The following is an 18,080-nucleotide window of genomic DNA, read 5'->3' as shown; positions in this document are numbered from 1 at the left end:
TCCGGAGAGTTTCTCGATGCGTGAAAAAATGTTTTGAAATTTCACCAAACTGGTGCAGCGTGAAATTCGAGGGAAAAATTTCATCACCGGGATTCGCGCCATGCTGCACAACGTGCCACAAGATTTGCAAACGCTGGGAGCGGACTTGCGCGCCTTGCGCAAAGCACGTGGCCTGACGCTGACCGACATGGCAGAGGCTTTGGACCGCTCAGTGGGGTGGCTCAGCCAGGTGGAGCGTGACAAATCCGAACCGACCATTTCCGACCTGCGCCAGATTGCCAAAGTGCTTGGCGTGCCGATGTCGATGTTGTTTGGCCAGTCTTCCGCGCCAGCGCATGAGCAGGGCTACGTTGTCCGCGCAGGTGCCCGTCGTCCGATGGGCGGCAGCGAGGAAGGCTTGGTCGAAGAGTTGCTGTCCCCCGATCTGACTGATGATTTTGAAATGGTGCATTCCACCTTTGCGCCGCGCTCCAGGATGCAGGATGCCGCCACGCGTCCAACGCAAGAGGTTGGCTACATCATCTCTGGCCGTTTAGACCTGCGCATTGGCGATCAAGACTTCTCCGTTGGTCCAGGCGACAGCTTCCGCATTCGTGGGGAAGAATACCACTGGTCCAACCCGTACAACGATGCCTGTGTTGCGATCTGGGTGATCGCACCGCCGGTTTATTGAGGACTACACAATGCTGAAGGGATCTTGCCTCTGTGGCGACATCACATTTGAAACCAAGGCCGCTCCGCAAGGCGCCTCCATGTGCCATTGCGGCCAGTGTCGCAAGCAATCCGGTGGCATCTGGTCGTCGGCTTATGTCGCCGACAGTGACCTGACCATTACCGGCAGTGTGCTGTGGTTCGAGGCCAGTCCAAGCGCCAAACGCGGCAGCTGCGCCCGCTGCGGCTCTTTCCTATTCTGGAAGGCCCATGACGAGGACACCACCAGCTTTGCCTTGGGCGCGGTAGACGGCCCAACCGGTCTGGAGCTGACCAAACACATCTTTGTCCGTGACAAAGGCGACTACTATTCACTCGCGGACGGTGTGCCGCAAAAGGACTGATTATGCTGGAAACATTTGCACTTATGGACAGTGTCACGCTCTGGGCCTTTATGGCCGCGTCGCTGGTCATGTACCTCACCCCGGGCGCGGACATGATGTTCACCATCGCCAGCGGAATTGCAGGCGGCCCCAAGGCGGGCTTTGCCGCCACTGTGGGCGTGACTTTGGGGCTTGTGGTGCACATCACTCTGGCTGCCGCCGGACTGGCAGTGCTGATCGCCGCGTCGCCTACCGCACTCTTGGTGATCCGCTACGCGGGCGCCGCCTACCTGGTGGTGCTGGCGTATCAGTCCTGGACGGCCAAACCGGTTGAGAAAAACATCGAAGGGCGTTCCAACATGCTGCGGGCGGTACGGCGGGGGTTTTTGACCAACATCCTCAATCCCAAAATCATCCTCTTCATTCTTGCGTTCCTACCACAATTTACCAGCCCCGCGGTTGGCCCGATCTGGCAACAGATTGTGATCCTCGGTGTGATGTTTGCCTCCGGTGGCTTTGTGGTGGTGTCGATCATTGGCCTGTCTGCGGGCATCGTGGGCGCAAAGCTCAAGCAAGCCACGGGCATTCTGAACAAAATTGCAGCCGTCATCTTTGGCGGCTTGGCAGCAAAACTTGTCTTTGACTGAGGGAGACGGTCATGTCTGATTTTCCAAGCAAGGCCCGTGTGGTCATCATTGGCGGCGGTGTTGTAGGCACCTCAAGTCTGTATCATTTGGCCAAGAAAGGCTGGACGGACTGTGTCCTGTTGGAAAAGAATGAGCTGACCGCAGGCTCCACGTGGCACGCCGCTGGTAATGTGCCCACCTTCTCCACCTCTTGGGCGATCATGAACATGCAGCGCTACTCCACCGAGCTTTACGCACGGCTGGGGGACGAAGTCGATTATCCGATGGGGTATCACCAGTCCGGCTCTATCCGGCTGGCCCGTTCTAAGGAGCGTGTGCAGGAGTTTGAACGGGCCTTGTCGATGGGCCGCTACCAAGGCATTCCCATGGAACTGTGGACACCGGAGGAAACCAAGGAACGCTATCCCTTCCTTGAAACCCATGACCTTGAAGCCGTGCTTTATGACCCAACCGATGGCGACATCGACCCCGCCCAGCTGACCCAAGCACTGGCCAAAGGCGCCCGCGATATGGGGCAGAAAATCCTGCGTTTTTGCCCGGCGACGGGGGTGACCCAGAAAGAAGACAAAACTTGGATTGTGCACACCGACAAAGGTGAAATTGCCTGTGACTATGTGGTCAACGCCGCCGGATATTACGCTCAGCGCGTAGGCGAGTGGTTCAAGCCTTATGGCGGGCGCACCGTGCCAATGATGGTGATGAGCCACCAATACTTGCTGACTGAGGAAATCCCAGAAATCGAAGGCTGGTCCAAGGCCAATGGGGGTAAGAAACTTCCGCTGCTGCGTGACGTGGATATTTCTTACTATCTGCGTCAGGAAAAGCACGGCTACAACCTCGGCCCCTATGAGCCGAATTGTAAGGCGCATTGGGAGACAGATGCGGACCCAATGCCAGATGATTTTTCCTTCCAACTCTGGTCTGACGATCTCGATCGAATTGAAGACATTGTCACTGACGCCATGGAACGCGTGCCATTAATGGCCACGTCCGGCATTAGCCGGGTGATCAACGGCCCGATCCCCTACGCACCAGATGGCCTGCCGCTGATTGGCCCCATGCCAGGTGTGGAAAACGCCTTTGAAAACTGCGTCTTCACGTTTGGTATCGCGCAAGGGGGCGGTGCTGGCAAAGTGCTTGCCGAATGGATTGTGGATGGCCACACTGAATGGGACATGTGGGCCGTCGATCCACGCCGCTACACCGATTACACCGATCACGATTACTGCGTGAAAAAAGGCATGGAGGTGTACGGAAACGAATACGCCATGCACTTCCCGCATCACGAATGGCCCGCCGCCCGGGACAAGAAGCTCTCCCCCGTCCATGACCGGGTTGTCGCATCTGGCGGTGTTATGGGGGCCTATAATGGCTGGGAGCGGGCGAACTGGTTTGCCAAAGACGGCGATGACACCTCGCTCGCGGCCACCCACACCTGGGGCCGATCTGGCCCTTGGGAACAACGGGTGAAAGAAGAATGTGAAGCCGTGCGTGATCACTGCGGTGTGCTAGACCTGCCCGGATTCTCGCGGTTCCGTGTGAAAGGCAAGGGCGCAGCCGAGTGGTTGAACGGTCTCACTGCGTCTCGGCTTCCGTCGCCGGGCCGTGTCGGACTGGCCTATTTCTCCGATGAGCGTGGCCGCATTGTCACCGAAATGAGTGTGTTCACCTATTCAGATGAAGAGTTCACCCTGATCACCGCTGCCACCGCGCAATGGCATGATTCTGAGATCCTGAGGAACGCTTTGCCAGCGGATGGATCCATCGAACTCACCGACCACACGCGCGAGTACAACTGCCTGATTGTGACCGGTCCAAAGTCCCGCGACATTTTTGAGGCGATGGGAGCTGAGGCTGATTTGCAAGCCAAATGGTTGACGTTCCAAGACGCTACGGTCGCCGGGATTGCCTGCAAACTGGCCCGCGTGAGCTTTGCTGGCGAGCTGGGATGGGAAATTCATGCCCCTATGGCGGAGATGCCCGCACTATATGATGCGGTGATTGCTGCTGGTGCCAAACCGTTTGGCATGTATGCGCTGAACTCCCTACGTTTGGAAAAAGGTTACCGCGCTTGGAAGGGTGACTTGTCCACGGACTACTCTCTGCTCGAAGGCGGGTTGGAGCGCTTTGTGAAACTGGACAAACCCCAGGTTTTCCCGGGCAAGGCCGCGATCCAGAGCGAAAAACAACAGGGCGTGAAGAAGTCGTTTGTCACACTCAAAGTCGACGCAGGTGAGGCGGACGCCCCCTACATGTCGTGTATCTGGCACGGCAGCAAAATTGTCGGAGAAACCACCTCTGGCGGCTGGGGCTATCGCGTTAATGCGTCCATTGCGCTGGGCATGGTGACAGCCGAGCTGGCGGCGCCGGGGACCGAGCTTGAAGTCGAAATCTACGGTGCCAAACACCACGCGGTGGTGCAAGAAGACCAGCCAATGTGGGATCCCAATAATGAAAGATTGCGGGCATGACACCCGCTCCCTGCACGTCGCAAGGAGTAGGCTCTGCGAAACAACACAAAAGGACGTAGCTTATGGTTGATCTCCCGAACAAAGCCCGTGTGGTCATCATTGGTGGCGGGGTTGTTGGCTGTTCTGTTGCCTATCACCTTGCCAAACTGGGCTGGAAAGATGTTGTTCTGCTGGAGCGCAAACAGCTCACCTCCGGCACCACTTGGCACGCCGCTGGCCTCATCGCGCAATTGCGGGCCACTGCCAATATGACCAAGCTCGCAAAATACTCCCAAGAGCTCTACGGCAATCTCGAAGCGGAAACTGGCGTGGCCACAGGCTTCAAGCGTTGTGGGTCGATCACTGTCGCGCTGACCGAAGACCGTAAAGAAGAGATCTATCGCCAGGCCGCAATGGCCCGCGCCTTTGGTGTTGAGGTTGAGGAAATCTCTCCATCAGAAGTCAAAGCCCGCTACGACCACCTCAACATCGAGGATGTCACGGCAGGCGTGTACCTGCCGCTCGACGGTCAAGGCGATCCAGCCAACATCGCTTTGGCGCTGGCCAAAGGTGCGCGACAGATGGGGGCAACGGTCAAAGAGCGGGTGAAAGTCACCAATATCGCCAAGGCGGGCCGCAAGGTAACGGGCGTGGATTGGGTGTCTGACGATGGCGAAGAACAAGGCCATATCGCCTGCGATATGATTGTGAACTGTGCCGGTATGTGGGGCCACGAGGTTGGTCGAATGGCCGGTGTAAATGTGCCTCTGCACGCCTGTGAGCACTTCTACATCGTCACTGAAAACATCCCGCAGCTGACGCAAATGCCGGTCCTGCGCGTGCCGGATGAATGTGCCTACTACAAAGAAGACGCAGGAAAAATTCTGCTCGGGGCTTTTGAGCCAAATGCCAAGCCCTGGGGTATGAATGGCATTGCCGACACCTTTGAATTTGATCAGTTGCCGGAAGATTTCGACCACTTTGAACCCATTCTCGAAGCGGCGGTGAACCGCATGCCGATGTTGGCGGAAGCGGGCATCCACACCTTCTTCAACGGTCCAGAAAGCTTCACCCCGGATGACGCCTACCACCTTGGCCTTGCCCCAGAGATGGACAATGTTTGGGTGGCGGCCGGGTTTAACTCGATTGGCATCCAATCCGCTGGCGGCGCAGGCATGGCGCTGGCGCAATGGATGGATGCCGGCGAGAAACCGTTTGATCTTGGTGATGTGGACATCTCCCGCATGCAGCCGTTTCAGGGTAATAAAACTTATCTGTTTGAGCGCTCCAAGGAGACGTTAGGCCTGCTCTATGCTGATCACTACCCCTACCGTCAAAAAGCCACCGCCCGCGGCGTGCGCCGCACCCCGTTCCATCATCACTTGAAAGAACAGGGTGCCGTCTTTGGCGAATTGGCGGGCTGGGAGCGCGCCAATTGGTTTGCCATTGAAGGTCAGGAACGCGAATACCAATACACGTGGAAACGCCAAAACTGGTTTGAAAACTCTGCTGCGGAACACCGTGCCGTGCGTGAAAACGTCGGCATGTACGACATGTCATCTTTTGGCAAAATTCGGGTCGAAGGTCCGGACGCCGAAGCCTTCCTGAACTATGTCGGAGGTGGTGACTATTCGGTGCCAAGCGGCAAAATTGTCTACACCCAATTCCTCAACCGTCGCGGCGGGATTGAAGCCGACGTGACCGTCACCCGCCTCACCGAAACCAGCTATCTAGTGGTCACCCCTGCTGCCACACGGCTTGCCGACCAAACCTGGATGGAGCGTCATAAAGGCACCTTCAACGTGGTGATCACCGATGTCACTCCGGGTGAAGGTGTGCTGGCGATCATGGGGCCAAACGCCCGAAAACTGCTGGAAAAAGCCTCGCCGGCCGATTTCTCCAACGCGACCAACCCCTTTGGCACGGCACAAGAGATCGAGCTGGGCATGGGCCTCGCCCGTGCGCACCGCGTGACCTACGTGGGAGAACTGGGTTGGGAGATCTATGTCTCCTCCGACATGGCCGGTCACGCCTTTGAAACGCTTTTGGAGGCCGGTCAGGACTTAGACTTGAAGCTATGCGGCATACACATGATGGACAGCTGTCGCATCGAAAAAGGCTTCCGCCACTTTGGCCATGACATTACTTGCGAAGATCACGTGGTGGACGCGGGTCTTGGCTTTGCCGTGAAGACCGACAAGCCAGACTTCATTGGCCGCGAGTCGGTGATCGCACGCAAAGAAAGTGGTCCGCAAAACCGGCTTGTGCAGTTCAAACTGACCGATCCGGAGCCGCTGTTGTTCCACAACGAGCCCATCCTGCGGGACGGCGAATATGTTGGGTATCTCAGCTCTGGCAACTACGGTCATACCCTCGGTGGCGCGATTGGTCTTGGTTATGTGCCCTGTGCAGGTGAAAAAGCCGCTGAAGTTCTGGCCTCAACCTATGAAATTGACGTCATGGGCACAAAAGTGCGCGCCGAAGTGTCGCTGAAACCGATGTACGATCCAAAGTCAGAACGGGTGAAAGTATGACCTTAACAGGTGAATCATCACAGAAACTGATGGTTCACCGCACAAATACCGAATTTCCTTCCCTCGGACACACCGCTAACAAGAAGCGTTGCGAACAGGGAGGTCATCATGGCAGTGCGCAGTGAACAGCCGGACAATGTCGACACGCCACAGGGGCTTGCCTATGCGATGACGGCCTATCTCCTTTGGGGGTTCTTGCCGCTCTACATGAAACTTGTGGCCCATATGCCGGCCCTTGAAGTGGTGGCGCACCGCGTGATCTGGTCCGTGCCGATTGCCGGACTTGTGTTGATTATTCTCCGCCGCACCTCTGATATCGTTGCCGCCCTACGCAATCCCCGCACGCTGGCTATGGCCTGTGTCACTGCCGCGCTGATCACGGTGAACTGGGGTGTTTATGTCTGGTCCATCGCCAACGACCGCGCGCTGGACGCCGCACTGGGGTATTACATCAACCCGCTGTTCAGCATTGCGCTGGCGTCGATGTTGCTGGGCGAAAAACTGACACGTCTGCAGTGGGTTGCGGTTGCGTTGGCTGCCGCTGCGGTTGGTGTGCTTTGGATTGATGCGGGCAGTTTGCCGTGGGCGGCGCTTGCCCTCACCATATCTTGGGGCTTTTATGCCTTTTTCAAGAAATCTCTGCCTGTTGGGCCCAATCAAGGTTTCTTGCTGGAAGTGATCATTCTCACCATTCCGGCGGTTGCGTATTTGCTGTGGCTGACGTCGCAAGGGCAGGGTCACTTTGCTGGAACCATGCGCGACACATTCCTGCTGATGGGCTGTGGTGTGGTTACTGCTGTGCCGCTGTTGTTTTATGCCAATGGTGCCAAGCTTCTGCGGCTGTCTACCATTGGCATCATGCAATACATTGCGCCCACCATGATCTTTTTGATGGCTGTTTTTGTGTTTGACGAGCCGTTTGGCAGCGCCCGCATGATTGCCTTCCCAATGATTTGGGCGGCTTTGGTGGTTTACTCTATCCCGATGATCCGCGACCTGCGCCGCGCCCGCCGGTGATCAGCCTTTGAGGTGTTTGCGAATGTGCGTGGCTATCAATTGTCCCCACAACGCATAGGCTTCCTCTGATGGGTGATAGCCATCTTCCGCTTGAAACCGGGGTTCAAACGGCACCTCAATCGGCAGGTGTGTCATCACAGAGTGTCCCTCGCAGACCTCCGCAAGGGCGCTGTCTAAGCGTTGCGCCTGTTGCCCGATCACCCAGCGCAGCGGCTGTGGCAACTCTGGATAGGCGCCCATGGGCGGCAGTCCTGAGGCGATAATTAGCTTTGCGCCAAACCTTGTGGTCAACACTTTTGCCAGTTGCCGCTGTTGTTTTTGCCAAAGGCCTCGCCTGTTGCCGCGTGTCACATCATTCACGCCAAGGGCCGACACAACCACATCAAACGGAGTGGTTTCAATTGCCGCCAACCGCTTCAGTGTCACACCCGTTGTGGCGCTGGTTTCACCAATCAGCCTCCATCTGACGGCAAAATCCGTAGATAGCGCCGCGACCAACCGCCCTGACAACGCCGCGTCTTGCGTGCGTGCGCCAACGCCTGCGGCAGAGCTGTCTCCGAGGATCAAAAGCCGCAGGGATGTCCCGGAGCCGTCACATCCCTCCCGCGCACCGGGGGGCTCTGACAGGGTGTTGGCTCGCCGTCGAACGCCAATCGCCTGCGCTACAAGCAGCGGTGCGAGGGGGATGCGTATGACTTGGTCCAGCTGCGGTCGCATGGGTTATTTCAGACGGTTGCCGTTTGCGAGAACGTGACCCTCTGGAGACATCTCAACCTTTGAGGTCAGGTGGTCTTCACCCACAGCCTTCGTAACCGTCGCCAGCATCATACGAGCGCCCATGGCATCAGAGTCTGCCACCAGCCCCATAGAGATCAACGTATCCAGAAGCGCGTTCAGGCCTTGGATGTCGACTTCGATTTGCCCATCCGGACGTGGGATCCCACCATAGGTTTTCAGGTCGGTCACATCAAACGTAAATGCCCCGGAAGCTCTGAGCTTGGCGCCAGCTGCCTCAAGGGCCAGCGTTTTGATCGTCAGGTTCTCTGGCTCAAAAGGCAATTCACCTCCCAAGGCCGACATGGCATCAGGTACATCGAGGAGATTCAGCCACTCCACTTTGGATGTGACGGTGCCGGTCACGTCCATTTCAAACATTGCGGGATCATGGGGCAGGGCGCCTGATGGATCAAACAGCGCCCAAACGCTGTCATCAAGCTCGGCTCCAACAAACCGCGTTGAATACTCAAAGAGACCCGCCGTATCCAACTTGCGCAGCGGTAGGGCCAAGCTGAAGGCAGCTTCTTTCAGCGAACCTGACAATGTGGTTGGCAACAGCATCGGGATCTCAGCGGAAACATGGGCCTCTTCAGCTTCCATTGCCATCGAAAACCCTTGGTTGGTGAAAGCAAGTTCCACACCGGAAGAGGCCGCGGACACATCGCTTTGGGAAATCACCTCTTCGCCCAACGTAACCGTCTCCACCTGAGAGGCGGCACCGCTGGTAACACGTGCAGCGAGCTCAAGCCCGCGATCCAGCGCATCAGCCAGGTTGAACAGGTTTAGGTTTTCTGTTGGCAAAGAAAGATTGGCCCGCGTTTTCTGATCGTGGGTTGTGCTCTTTTGAATGCTCAGCATGCCGTCACCGGCAGAAGACCGCGTTTCGGTGTGCATCGTGGTGACGCCAATGCTCCCATTGGACGTCATCTTCAACACCGCACCTTCTGTGATGGTCACAACAGAGGCAACATTATGTGTCTCCATCTGCATGGACACTTGAGAGTCACCTTGGGCGCCTTCGAACAGGGCCTCCGGCAGTACGAAGTCGCCGGAGTAGGCGATGGTGGTTGCAGATGTGGTGTAGGTGACCTCGCCCGCCTTGCCTGCCGCAACGCTGATCAAATCGTTCGACGCCATCTGCATCTCAAACAACAGCTCTTGCTCCATTTCAGGAAAGTTGATCTGCGCAGCGGTGATTGTTGAGGCCGGGACGCTGATGGAAACTGTGCCGTCAGATTTGTTGACAAGGGTCAGATCCGGCAGCTGAAGTTTGGCGTCAAAAAGGGGTGTTGGGCTGTTGTTTGCCCCCATCGCAGGAAGAGACATGCCAACATGATAGGTCACCTGTGTGATCGTGAGGCCTGTGTCAGTTTCCTCAAGGTTCGCTGTCAAAGTGCCGCCAAATGCGCTGGCGTGGGCGTTTAGGTTTTTCCAAACATCTTGCGCAACAACATCGGCCAGAACCGATGACGATGGCAGCAAAGCAAATAAAACAGCCGAGCTGAAAATGTGGGTTTTTGAAAGCATTCTGAGTGTCCCAGTCCAATGTTTCGCACACCCTATGCGGGTGCGCGATCTCCGACAAGTGTGTCAAATGCGGTTGGTTGCCAATCCGTTGATCAACGCATCGCGTCTTTAAACTTGAGGAACCGCGCGTCAGACATCACCCGCCTGTTCATCGCTTCTCGCAAGGCGCCAATCGTCTTGTAAGGTCGCATGACCACTTCAAAATGCTGGATGTCGCCTGCCTCATTCAATGTGATCAAGTCCACACCCACACAGTCCAGCTCGCCAACTTTGCACTGAAATTCCAGCGCCCAGTCGTTGCCATCCCCCATGACGCGGCGATACCGGAACTCGCTGAACACCTGTCCGACATGGCCCAACACGGCGGCCACAGCATCGCGCCCGGTCCAGGTTGCCCAATACGTCGGTGGTTGAAATGTAGCGTCTTCGGCCAGCAAGCCTTTGATATCCTCTTCGTTGCCTTTGGCAACAACCTCCTGCATGCGCACGATTGTTGGGTGCATGATCCGCCTCTCCCTCAAGTCCCGTTTTGGACAGCCTGCCGATCCCCACGCGTAACTCAAGGTTGACGTTGGGTTGCCGCCACGCTGTCAAAGCCCTATGTCGGGCGCCATGACAGAGATCACACCTTATGACCCGCCGATGGACCCGCTTGTTGTCTTGCATGAGGACAGCGACATTGTCGTGGTCGTCAAACCTGCCGGCCTATTGTCGGTACCGGGGCGCGGTGCGCATCTGGCGGATTGTCTTTTGACGCGGATTCAGGTGGCCTTTCCAACGGCACTGCTCGTGCACCGATTGGACCGGGACACCTCTGGCGTGATGGTCTTTGCACTGACGCCGCACGCACAACGGCATCTGTCCAAACAGTTTGAAGAGCGCAAAACCAAAAAGACCTACGTTGCGCGGGTCTGGGGGCAAATGGCGGAGAAAAGCGGCACTGTGGATTTTCCGTTGATTGTGGACTGGCCAAACCGACCATTGCAGATGGTGGATCATGAAAACGGCAAACCAGCACACACCGACTGGCGTGTTCTCAAGGTTAAAGACAGCGAAACCCGTGTGCGCCTGACGCCGAAAACCGGCCGCAGTCATCAGCTGCGCGTGCACATGCTTGCGCTTGGCCATGTGATCTTGGGGGATCCGCTTTATGCCAAAGGAGATGCGCGGGCGTTTGACCGCCTGATGCTGCATTCTGAGGAACTGCGCATCAGCCACCCAGAGAGCGGCAAGGGCATGTCGTTCCGCGCCAAAGCGCCGTTTTAAGCGGCGTTTTGAAAGGCCGCAGCTAGAATAAGCGCCATCTGATCCGCGTCTTCCAAAGTGAAGGCATCCGGCTGATCGCTGTCGATGTCAAACACCCCCAACAGATCGCCCGCCCCATTCCAAACCGGCAACACCAATTCCGAACGGGTTGAAGATGCACAGGCGATATGCCCCGGAAACGCCTCGACATCCGGTACAAGTTGCACCTCACCAGTGCGCGCTGCCGCGCCGCAAACACCACGCGAAAACGGGATCACCAAACAGCCATGACCACCTTGGTAAGGGCCAATCTTGAGCAGCTCCGGCGCAACCACCCGGTAAAATCCTGTCCAATCAAACCTATCGTCCGCATGGTGCACTTCGCAGGCCACCGTCGCCATCAACGCGACGGCATCGGTTTCGCCTTCGGTCAAGGACGCAATGGTTTTGAACAGAGTGGTGTAGTTGATGCGCATGTCGGAACCTCAAAAGAAAATCGCGCGCCTAGAACCCCAGGCGCGCGATCAAAAGTGTACGGCTTATACGCCAGCCTCAACAATGGCTTTGGCCAGAACCGGCACGGTGTGCGCGTTCAGGCCCGCGATGTTCATGCGGCTGTCGCTGACCATGTAAATCGCGTTATCAACGCGGATTTTCTCTACCAGGTCTGGTGTGGTACCAAGGCGAGAGAACATGCCCCGGTGCTGCGCAAGAAAGCCAAAGCGGTCTGAGTTGCTCAGACGTTTGAGTTCTGCCGCCAACTGTTCCCGCAGCGCTAGCATACCCAGACGGGTTTCTTCCAGCTCTGCCATCCAGTCCGCCTTCAACTCAGGATCGGTCAGAATGGTGGTCACAACACGCGCGCCGTGATCCGGTGGGAAAGAGAAGTTCTGGCGGTTCAGGTGGTTCAGGTTGCCCTGTGTCACCGCGGTGTTCTCCGCCTTTTCGCTCATCGCGATCAACAGGCCTGTGCGCTCGCGGTAGATGCCGAAGTTCTTGGAGCAGGAGGCGGCAATCAGCAGTTCAGGCACTGATTTTGCCACCAAACGCGTGGCCGCTGCATCTTCTTCCAAACCGTCACCAAAGCCCTGATAGGCTATGTCGATCATCGGCGTGCAGCCTTTTTCGTTGATCAGGTCGATTACAGACTGCCACTGAGCCAGCGTCAGGTTGGCACCTGTAGGGTTGTGGCAGCAGCCGTGCAGCAGCACTACGTCGTCGCTGGTCACATCCGCCAAATCAGCCATCATGCCGCCAAAGTTCACGGCACGGGTTTCGTCGTCAAAATAGCGGTATTTCACGATCTCGATGCCAAGGTAGCCCAGAATGCTGACGTGGTTTGGCCATGTGGGATCAGACACAAACACACGCGCTTTTGGGTTGGCCATTTTGATCAACTCAAACGCTTGACGGATAGCGCCGGTGCCACCCGGGGTCGCCACTGCGGCCAGACGGTCGCGATCCACCGCACCCGCCAGCAGCATGTCGATCATCGCATCGGCATAGGCTGGATCACCAGCAAGGCCAGTGTAGGCTTTGGAAGGCTGCTCCGCGACAATCTTGCGCTCAGCAGCTTTGACGGCACGCATCACCGGGGTCACCCCGTCGGCATTTTTGTATACGCCAACACCCAGATCCACCTTGGTGGGACGTGGGTCGTCGCGGTACATGGCCATCAGGCCAAGGATTTTGTCTTTGGGCTGCTCTTTGAGGTTGGTGAGCATCACGCTTCTCCGGTTGCTACGGGCAGGGTGGGGAAGGCGCCCCACTCGGTCCAGGATCCATCATAAAGGGAATGGTCGGTCTTGCCGAACCGCTCCATCGCAAGGCACAGGATCGCGGCAGTGACACCGGATCCACAGCTGGTGATGGCGGGTTTGGACAAATCAATATTGGCGGCTTCAAACACCGCGCGCAGCTCTTCGGGGGACTTCATCACCCCGTCCTGCATGAGTGTCGCATAGTGCACGTTCTTGCTGCCCGGGATATGCCCGGCACGCAGGCCGGCACGCGGCTCCGGTTCAGAGCCTGCAAAGCGCGACGGACCGCGCGCATCAATGATCTCGTGATCGGCCAGCTTGGCCGCATGCGACACCTGTGTCACATCCCGCACCATGTGGTTCTGACGTCGCACAGTCATGTGGCGGTCGCGGATCACCGGTGGCATGTCATCTGTTGGTCGGCCTTCGGCAATCCATTTCGGCAGACCACCGTCGAGTACGGCCACGTCTTTTTGCCCCATCAACTTGAACAGCCACCAAACCCGCGCCGCAGAGAAAATTCCCGATCCGTCGTAGACTACTATCTGATGGCCATCGCCCACACCCATGGCGCGTAGCCGGGACATGAATTTCTCAACCGGCGGCACCATGTGCGGTAAGTCGCTGCGCCCATCAGATATATCGTCAATGTCAAAGAAACGCGCGCCGGGGATATGCACCTCGGCAAATTCTTCACGGCCATTGCGGCCCATGTCCGGCAAATACCAAGAGGCGTCCAAAAGGCGCAAATCCGGGTCTTTGAGATGAGCGGCCAGCCACTCAGTCGAAACAAGCGTTTTGGGATCGTCAGACATGGTATCCCTCTTCTGTCACGTCTGTGTCATTGCCTACAACTGGCGTGGGCGAGAGGCAAGGGCGGCGTCGCAACACACGACAAAGTAATAGGGCGCGTCGCGCAATTTTCTTGAACCGCCGCCTCAGGATCTCGCTAACTTGGGCGAGCGAACAGGGACAAACCAATGCAAGACGTTGTGATAATATTGGGTAGCGGCCCTAATGCGACAGAGGCTGTGGGCTGGTCGCGGGACATGTTTGATCACCTGGTGGTGCTCAACAATGCTTGGCGCATTCGCCCTGGTTGGAGCCATTTCATCCACCCTGAGGACTTCCCAGAGGAGCGCCATCCACCATCACAGTCTTGCACGCAAACCGAAGTGACTTATCAAGACTACGTGCCGCAGAACAACGCTTTTGGCGGCGTGCTTTTTGCGGGCGGTACTATGGCCTTTACTGCGGCCTATTGGGCGCTCGGGGCGTTCAAACCCAAAGTGTTGGCCTTTATTGGATGCGACATGATCTATCCAACGGTTGGTCATACACATTTTTACGGTACCGGCACGGCTGATCCCTTGCGCGAAGATGTGTCTTTACAAAGCTTGGAGGCCAAGGCCGCACGGTTGGGGCTTATCGCGGCAGCGCATGGCTGTACCTGCGTCAACCTCTCCCGGCTTGACAGCGTGCTGCCGTACGAACGGTTTCACGTCGCCCAGCTGCGAGACTTGTCAGTTCCGGTGGTGCAGCCTGTGTTTTTGGTGAACAAAATTCACCAAGCGGAGGCCGCACTCGGATATGACGCGCCAAGTGGGCGGTATTGGGAAATCCTGGATCAAATAGACCCGGACAAAATTGCACAGATAGATCAGATGTGGTTGCAAGCCTACGCGGCTACTTAGTCGCCGTGGCGCAGTAGTCGTTGTTTCTGACGGCCCCAATCCCGTTTGGCGTCGGTGGCACGTTTGTCGTGGTTTTTCTTACCCTTGCCGATGCCAACCTTCATTTTCACAAGGCCTTTGTGATTGAAGTACATCACGATAGGGACAATTGTCATGCCCTTGCGCTGGGTTGCATTCCACAAATTTGACAGCTGCTTTTTGCTAACCAACAGCTTGCGCTTGCGTCGCTCCATATGGGGGAACATCGCCCGCTCATATGGCGCGATGTAGGAGTTCACCAACCACAGCTCGCCGTCCTCAACCGCAGCATAGCTTTCCGCAATATTGCCGGATTTCTCACGCAGTGCTTTCACTTCAGACCCGGACAAAATAATGCCCACTTCGAGATCATCCTCGATGGCATAATCAAACCGTGCCCGCCGGTTTTCGGCGATCACTTTGTAATTCGGGTCAGAGTTCTTTTGTGTCTGGGCCATAATGCACGTGGCATACCCCGCCCCAGCCGCAGTGTCCATGGTCGCAAACCGAGAGGGTGGCGCATAGGACACAAGCCCAAATTTGGACGGCATTTTAGTGGACGCACCTCAGGCCTTTGGGTACCTTAGGAAAAAACGGGGCGTTATGATCCCGATATTGAGGCAGTACGAATATGACTTTCCCCGAGCGGTTTTCGAACCTACCGGCTTATGCGTTTCCGCGTCTGCGGGCGCTGCTTGACCATTTGGAGCCTGGCGGCCCCGTGGTGCACATGACCATTGGCGAACCCAAACATGCGTTCCCTGCCTGGGTGACCGATGAAATTGCGGCCCATGCGGAAGGCTTTAACCGGTATCCCCCCAACGACGGCACGCCTGAGTTGCAATCCGCGATCGCAGGCTGGATTGACCGCCGCTATGGTGTGAAGGTGGATGCCGCGACGCAAGTTATGGCGCTCAACGGCACCCGCGAAGGGCTGTACAACGCCGCCATGGCGCTTTGCCCGGAAAAGAAAAACGGCCAACAGCCGCTGATCCTGACACCAAATCCGTTTTACCAGGTCTATGCCGTGGCCGCGCAATCGGTGGGTGCTGAGGCGCGTTTTGTGCCCGCAACTGACGCCAGTGACCACCTGCCAGATATCGCGTCTTTGTCTGAGGATGATCTCAATCGCGTGGCGATTGCTTACATCTGCTCGCCAGCCAACCCCCAGGGCGCTGTTGCTGACCGGGATTATTGGAAGGCACTGATCGCGCTAGCGGAAAAGCATGATTTCCAGATTTTTGCCGACGAATGCTACTCCGAGATCTACCGCGACACGCCGCCTCCCGGTGCGCTTGAAGTTGCCAAAGAGGTTGGCGCTGACCCTGAGCGCGTGTTGATTTTCCATTCGCTCAGCAAACGCAGCAATCTGCCGGGCCTGCGGTCCGGTTTTGTCGCCGGTGGCCCTGAAAGCCTGCGCCGCATCAAACAACTGCGCGCCTATTCTGGTGCCCCGTTGCCGCTGCCTTTGCAAAAGGCGGCTGAAAAAGTCTGGAACGACGAAGACCATGTGATCGAAAACCGCCGCCTTTACGCGGAGAAATTTGATCTCGCTGACAAAATCTTCGCTGATGTGCCCGGGTATAAAAGTCCCGATGCTGGATTTTTCCTATGGATGCCGGTCGAAGATGGCGAAGAAGCCGCTCTCAAAGCGTGGACGGAGACGGGCATCCGGGTGCTACCCGGCGCCTATCTGAGTCGGGACGTGAACGGGGTGAATCCCGGTAAGACATACATCCGGGTTGCTCTCATAGCCCCCCAAAACGAAGTGGCAGACGCGCTGACCAAGCTGCGTAACTGTCTCTACGGATAAGAAAAACGAGGTGGATCATGGCATATCAAGCGCGCGGACGCGGACCCTTGTTGGATAGCGCAACCCAGGCCGCAGTGGAAAAACGCGGCAAAGAGCTGATTGGCATTGCATTGATTGCAGTGGCAATTGTGCTGGCGGCTACAATTCTCTCGTATTCTCCAACAGACCCAAGCTGGATTTCTGTGACCGATGCGCCAGTGGAAAACCTGTTGGGCCGTTTGGGCGCATCTATCGCGGCACCGTTGTTCATCATCGTCGGTTGGGGCAGCTTTGGCTTGCCACTGATCCTTGGGGTCTGGGGCGTGCGCTTTGCGTTTCACTTTGGCGAAGAGCGTGCGCAAAGCCGCATCATTTTTGCACCGATTATGCTGGCTCTGGCGTCAATCTACGCCTCTACGCTGGCGCCGGGTGCCGAGTGGATTCACGCCTTTGGCCTTGGCGGTCTGTTTGGCGACACCGTCATGGGCGCGCTGCTGACCATCCTGCCAATTGGTGCACAATCCGGCGTGAAGCTCATGTCCATGCTGGCCGGCGTCGTGTTTGTGCTTTCCTGTGCGTTTGTTTTGGGATTCACACGTAACGAGCTGGGCAACATTGCGCGTCGCTTCATGATTGGTCTGGTGCTGACCTATGACGGCATTATGCGCCTGTTGGGTCACAGCGCCTCTGGTGCGGTCCAGGCGGCCAAAACCGCGCAAGCCCGCCGCATGGAGCGCCGCGACGAGGCGCAGGCGCACTACGAGGCTGAACAAGCCGCGTGGGAGGAGACTGTGGTTGACGAAGTCGCCGAGCCTTACGAACCCGTCGTGGAAGAACGCCCTAAGCCGCGCCTGCGTATGCCCGGGCTAATCAAACGTGCTGACGCGGTGCCAGAGTCGATGCCGGAACCGGAGCTGGTAGAAAACGTCTTTTCCGATGATTGGGACGTGAAACCTGAAGAGGAGCGTATCAGCGCAAAGATCGCGGATGTGATGCGCACCCGCGCCCGTGAGGGTGCTACAATTGCGCCGCCTGAGTTGCACCAGGACAAACCGCTGACCAAAGGCCGCGGCCGTGGTCCCGATCCATTGGTGCTGGATGACGACACCCCGGAGCATCACGTGCCGCTGCAAGCTGAACCGCCGTTGACAGCCACGCCAATCCTGACCCGCACAGAGCCGCCGCTCTCCGCACCGGTCACGGCTGCTGTTGCTGCCCATGTGGCGACACCGCAGACCATGGATGTCGCACCGGTGGATGAGCCTGCGCATTTTGAAGCTGCACCGATTGCAGAGCCAGTAACTCATCAGCCGCGCATGGCACCGATTCCAACCGCGGAACCCAAGAAAGTTGTGCAGCCGCGCGTCATCAAATCCGTGCAGCCGTCCACACGTGCCAAAGCAGAGGCGCAACCTTCGCTGGCGTTTGAGGAAACCCAGTCCGAGTATGAATTGCCACCGCTGGGCCTCTTGGAAAGTCCGATTGAAATTCAACGGCATCACCTCTCTGATGACGCGCTCGAAGAAAACGCCCGCATGCTGGAATCCGTTCTGGATGACTATGGCGTGAAGGGTGAGATTGTTTC

17 protein-coding genes are annotated in these 18,080 nt (G+C 57.2%); 10 read left to right on the top strand and 7 right to left on the bottom strand.

The window, feature by feature from the left end:
• Nucleotides 1-100: 100 nt before the first annotated feature.
• From QZ517_RS10195 to rarD, 6 genes are all read left to right on the top strand, one after another.
• On the top strand, nt 101-673 hold the full coding sequence (locus QZ517_RS10195) for an XRE family transcriptional regulator (protein ID WP_294226138.1): 573 nt from the start codon (nt 101-103) through the stop codon (nt 671-673).
• Between the two features lie 10 nt (nt 674-683).
• A complete protein-coding gene (locus QZ517_RS10190; protein ID WP_294226136.1) occupies nt 684-1,055 on the top strand; it encodes a GFA family protein in 372 nt (123 codons plus the stop codon).
• Nucleotides 1,056-1,057: 2 nt separating this feature from the next.
• On the top strand, nt 1,058-1,681 hold the full coding sequence (locus QZ517_RS10185; RefSeq protein WP_294226134.1) for a LysE family translocator: 624 nt from the start codon (nt 1,058-1,060) through the stop codon (nt 1,679-1,681).
• 11 nt (nt 1,682-1,692) lie between these two features.
• Nucleotides 1,693-4,152: an FAD-dependent oxidoreductase gene (locus tag QZ517_RS10180; protein WP_294226131.1), complete on the top strand. Its 2,460-nt coding sequence runs from the start codon at nt 1,693-1,695 to the stop codon at nt 4,150-4,152.
• Between the two features lie 62 nt (nt 4,153-4,214).
• Entirely contained in the window at nt 4,215-6,665 is a 2,451-nt protein-coding gene (locus tag QZ517_RS10175) for an FAD-dependent oxidoreductase (protein ID WP_294226128.1), read from the top strand.
• A 108-nt stretch (nt 6,666-6,773) separates the two neighbouring features.
• Nucleotides 6,774-7,682, top strand: a complete 909-nt coding sequence (rarD, locus tag QZ517_RS10170; protein ID WP_294226125.1) for an EamA family transporter RarD — start codon at nt 6,774-6,776, stop codon at nt 7,680-7,682.
• Here the strand turns inward: rarD and QZ517_RS10165 are convergent, their stop codons facing one another.
• The 3 genes from QZ517_RS10165 to QZ517_RS10155 all read right to left on the bottom strand — a co-directional run bounded on the left by QZ517_RS10165 (nt 7,683) and on the right by QZ517_RS10155 (nt 10,489).
• Nucleotides 7,683-8,399: an SGNH/GDSL hydrolase family protein gene (locus QZ517_RS10165; RefSeq protein WP_294226123.1), complete on the bottom strand. Its 717-nt coding sequence runs from the start codon at nt 8,397-8,399 to the stop codon at nt 7,683-7,685.
• A gap of 3 nt (nt 8,400-8,402) precedes the next feature.
• Nucleotides 8,403-9,986 carry a DUF2125 domain-containing protein gene (locus QZ517_RS10160; protein ID WP_294226120.1) on the bottom strand — a complete coding sequence of 528 codons (1,584 nt, stop codon included), beginning with the start codon at nt 9,984-9,986 and terminating at the stop codon, nt 8,403-8,405.
• Between the two features lie 92 nt (nt 9,987-10,078).
• Nucleotides 10,079-10,489 (bottom strand): nuclear transport factor 2 family protein, encoded by a 411-nt coding sequence (locus QZ517_RS10155; RefSeq protein ID WP_294226118.1) that lies wholly within the window; start codon nt 10,487-10,489, stop codon nt 10,079-10,081.
• Between the two features lie 109 nt (nt 10,490-10,598).
• Between QZ517_RS10155 and QZ517_RS10150 the strand changes: the two genes are divergently transcribed.
• Complete coding sequence (locus tag QZ517_RS10150; protein WP_294226116.1) at nt 10,599-11,252, top strand: RluA family pseudouridine synthase; 654 nt, start codon at nt 10,599-10,601, stop codon at nt 11,250-11,252.
• On the opposite strand, the gene QZ517_RS10145 is transcribed toward QZ517_RS10150, so the two are convergent.
• From QZ517_RS10145 to sseA, 3 genes are all read right to left on the bottom strand, one after another.
• On the bottom strand, nt 11,249-11,707 hold the full coding sequence (locus QZ517_RS10145; RefSeq protein WP_294226112.1) for a GAF domain-containing protein: 459 nt from the start codon (nt 11,705-11,707) through the stop codon (nt 11,249-11,251). The genes QZ517_RS10150 and QZ517_RS10145 overlap by 4 nt on opposite strands.
• Nucleotides 11,708-11,770: 63 nt before the next feature.
• Nucleotides 11,771-12,955 (bottom strand): amino acid aminotransferase, encoded by a 1,185-nt coding sequence (locus QZ517_RS10140; protein ID WP_294226109.1) that lies wholly within the window; start codon nt 12,953-12,955, stop codon nt 11,771-11,773.
• The gene (gene sseA / locus QZ517_RS10135; protein WP_294226106.1) at nt 12,955-13,806 is read right to left on the bottom strand and encodes a 3-mercaptopyruvate sulfurtransferase; all 852 of its coding nucleotides are present in this window, start codon (nt 13,804-13,806) and stop codon (nt 12,955-12,957) included. The genes QZ517_RS10140 and sseA overlap by 1 nt, the downstream gene beginning before the upstream one ends.
• A 165-nt stretch (nt 13,807-13,971) precedes the next feature.
• On the opposite strand from sseA, the gene QZ517_RS10130 reads away from it, so the two are divergent.
• On the top strand, nt 13,972-14,685 hold the full coding sequence (locus tag QZ517_RS10130) for a hypothetical protein (protein ID WP_294226103.1): 714 nt from the start codon (nt 13,972-13,974) through the stop codon (nt 14,683-14,685).
• Here the strand turns inward: QZ517_RS10130 and smpB are convergent.
• A complete protein-coding gene (smpB, locus tag QZ517_RS10125; protein ID WP_294226171.1) occupies nt 14,682-15,161 on the bottom strand; it encodes an SsrA-binding protein SmpB in 480 nt (159 codons plus the stop codon). The two genes, QZ517_RS10130 and smpB, sit on opposite strands and share 4 nt — an antisense overlap.
• A 173-nt stretch (nt 15,162-15,334) precedes the next feature.
• Here smpB and QZ517_RS10120 point away from each other — a divergent pair, with 173 nt between their 5' ends.
• Nucleotides 15,335-16,516 (top strand): aminotransferase class I/II-fold pyridoxal phosphate-dependent enzyme, encoded by a 1,182-nt coding sequence (locus QZ517_RS10120; protein WP_294226100.1) that lies wholly within the window; start codon nt 15,335-15,337, stop codon nt 16,514-16,516.
• Between the two features lie 17 nt (nt 16,517-16,533).
• Nucleotides 16,534-18,080: DNA translocase FtsK 4TM domain-containing protein (locus QZ517_RS10115; protein ID WP_294226097.1), on the top strand; the 1,547-nt coding region annotated here is incomplete at its 3' end.

The sequence above is a fragment of the uncultured Shimia sp. genome (assembly GCF_913054185.1).
Classification (GTDB): domain Bacteria; phylum Pseudomonadota; class Alphaproteobacteria; order Rhodobacterales; family Rhodobacteraceae; genus Shimia.
The sequence above is the reverse complement of the archived record's forward strand: the minus strand, read 5'-3'. Positions and strand labels throughout refer to the sequence as shown.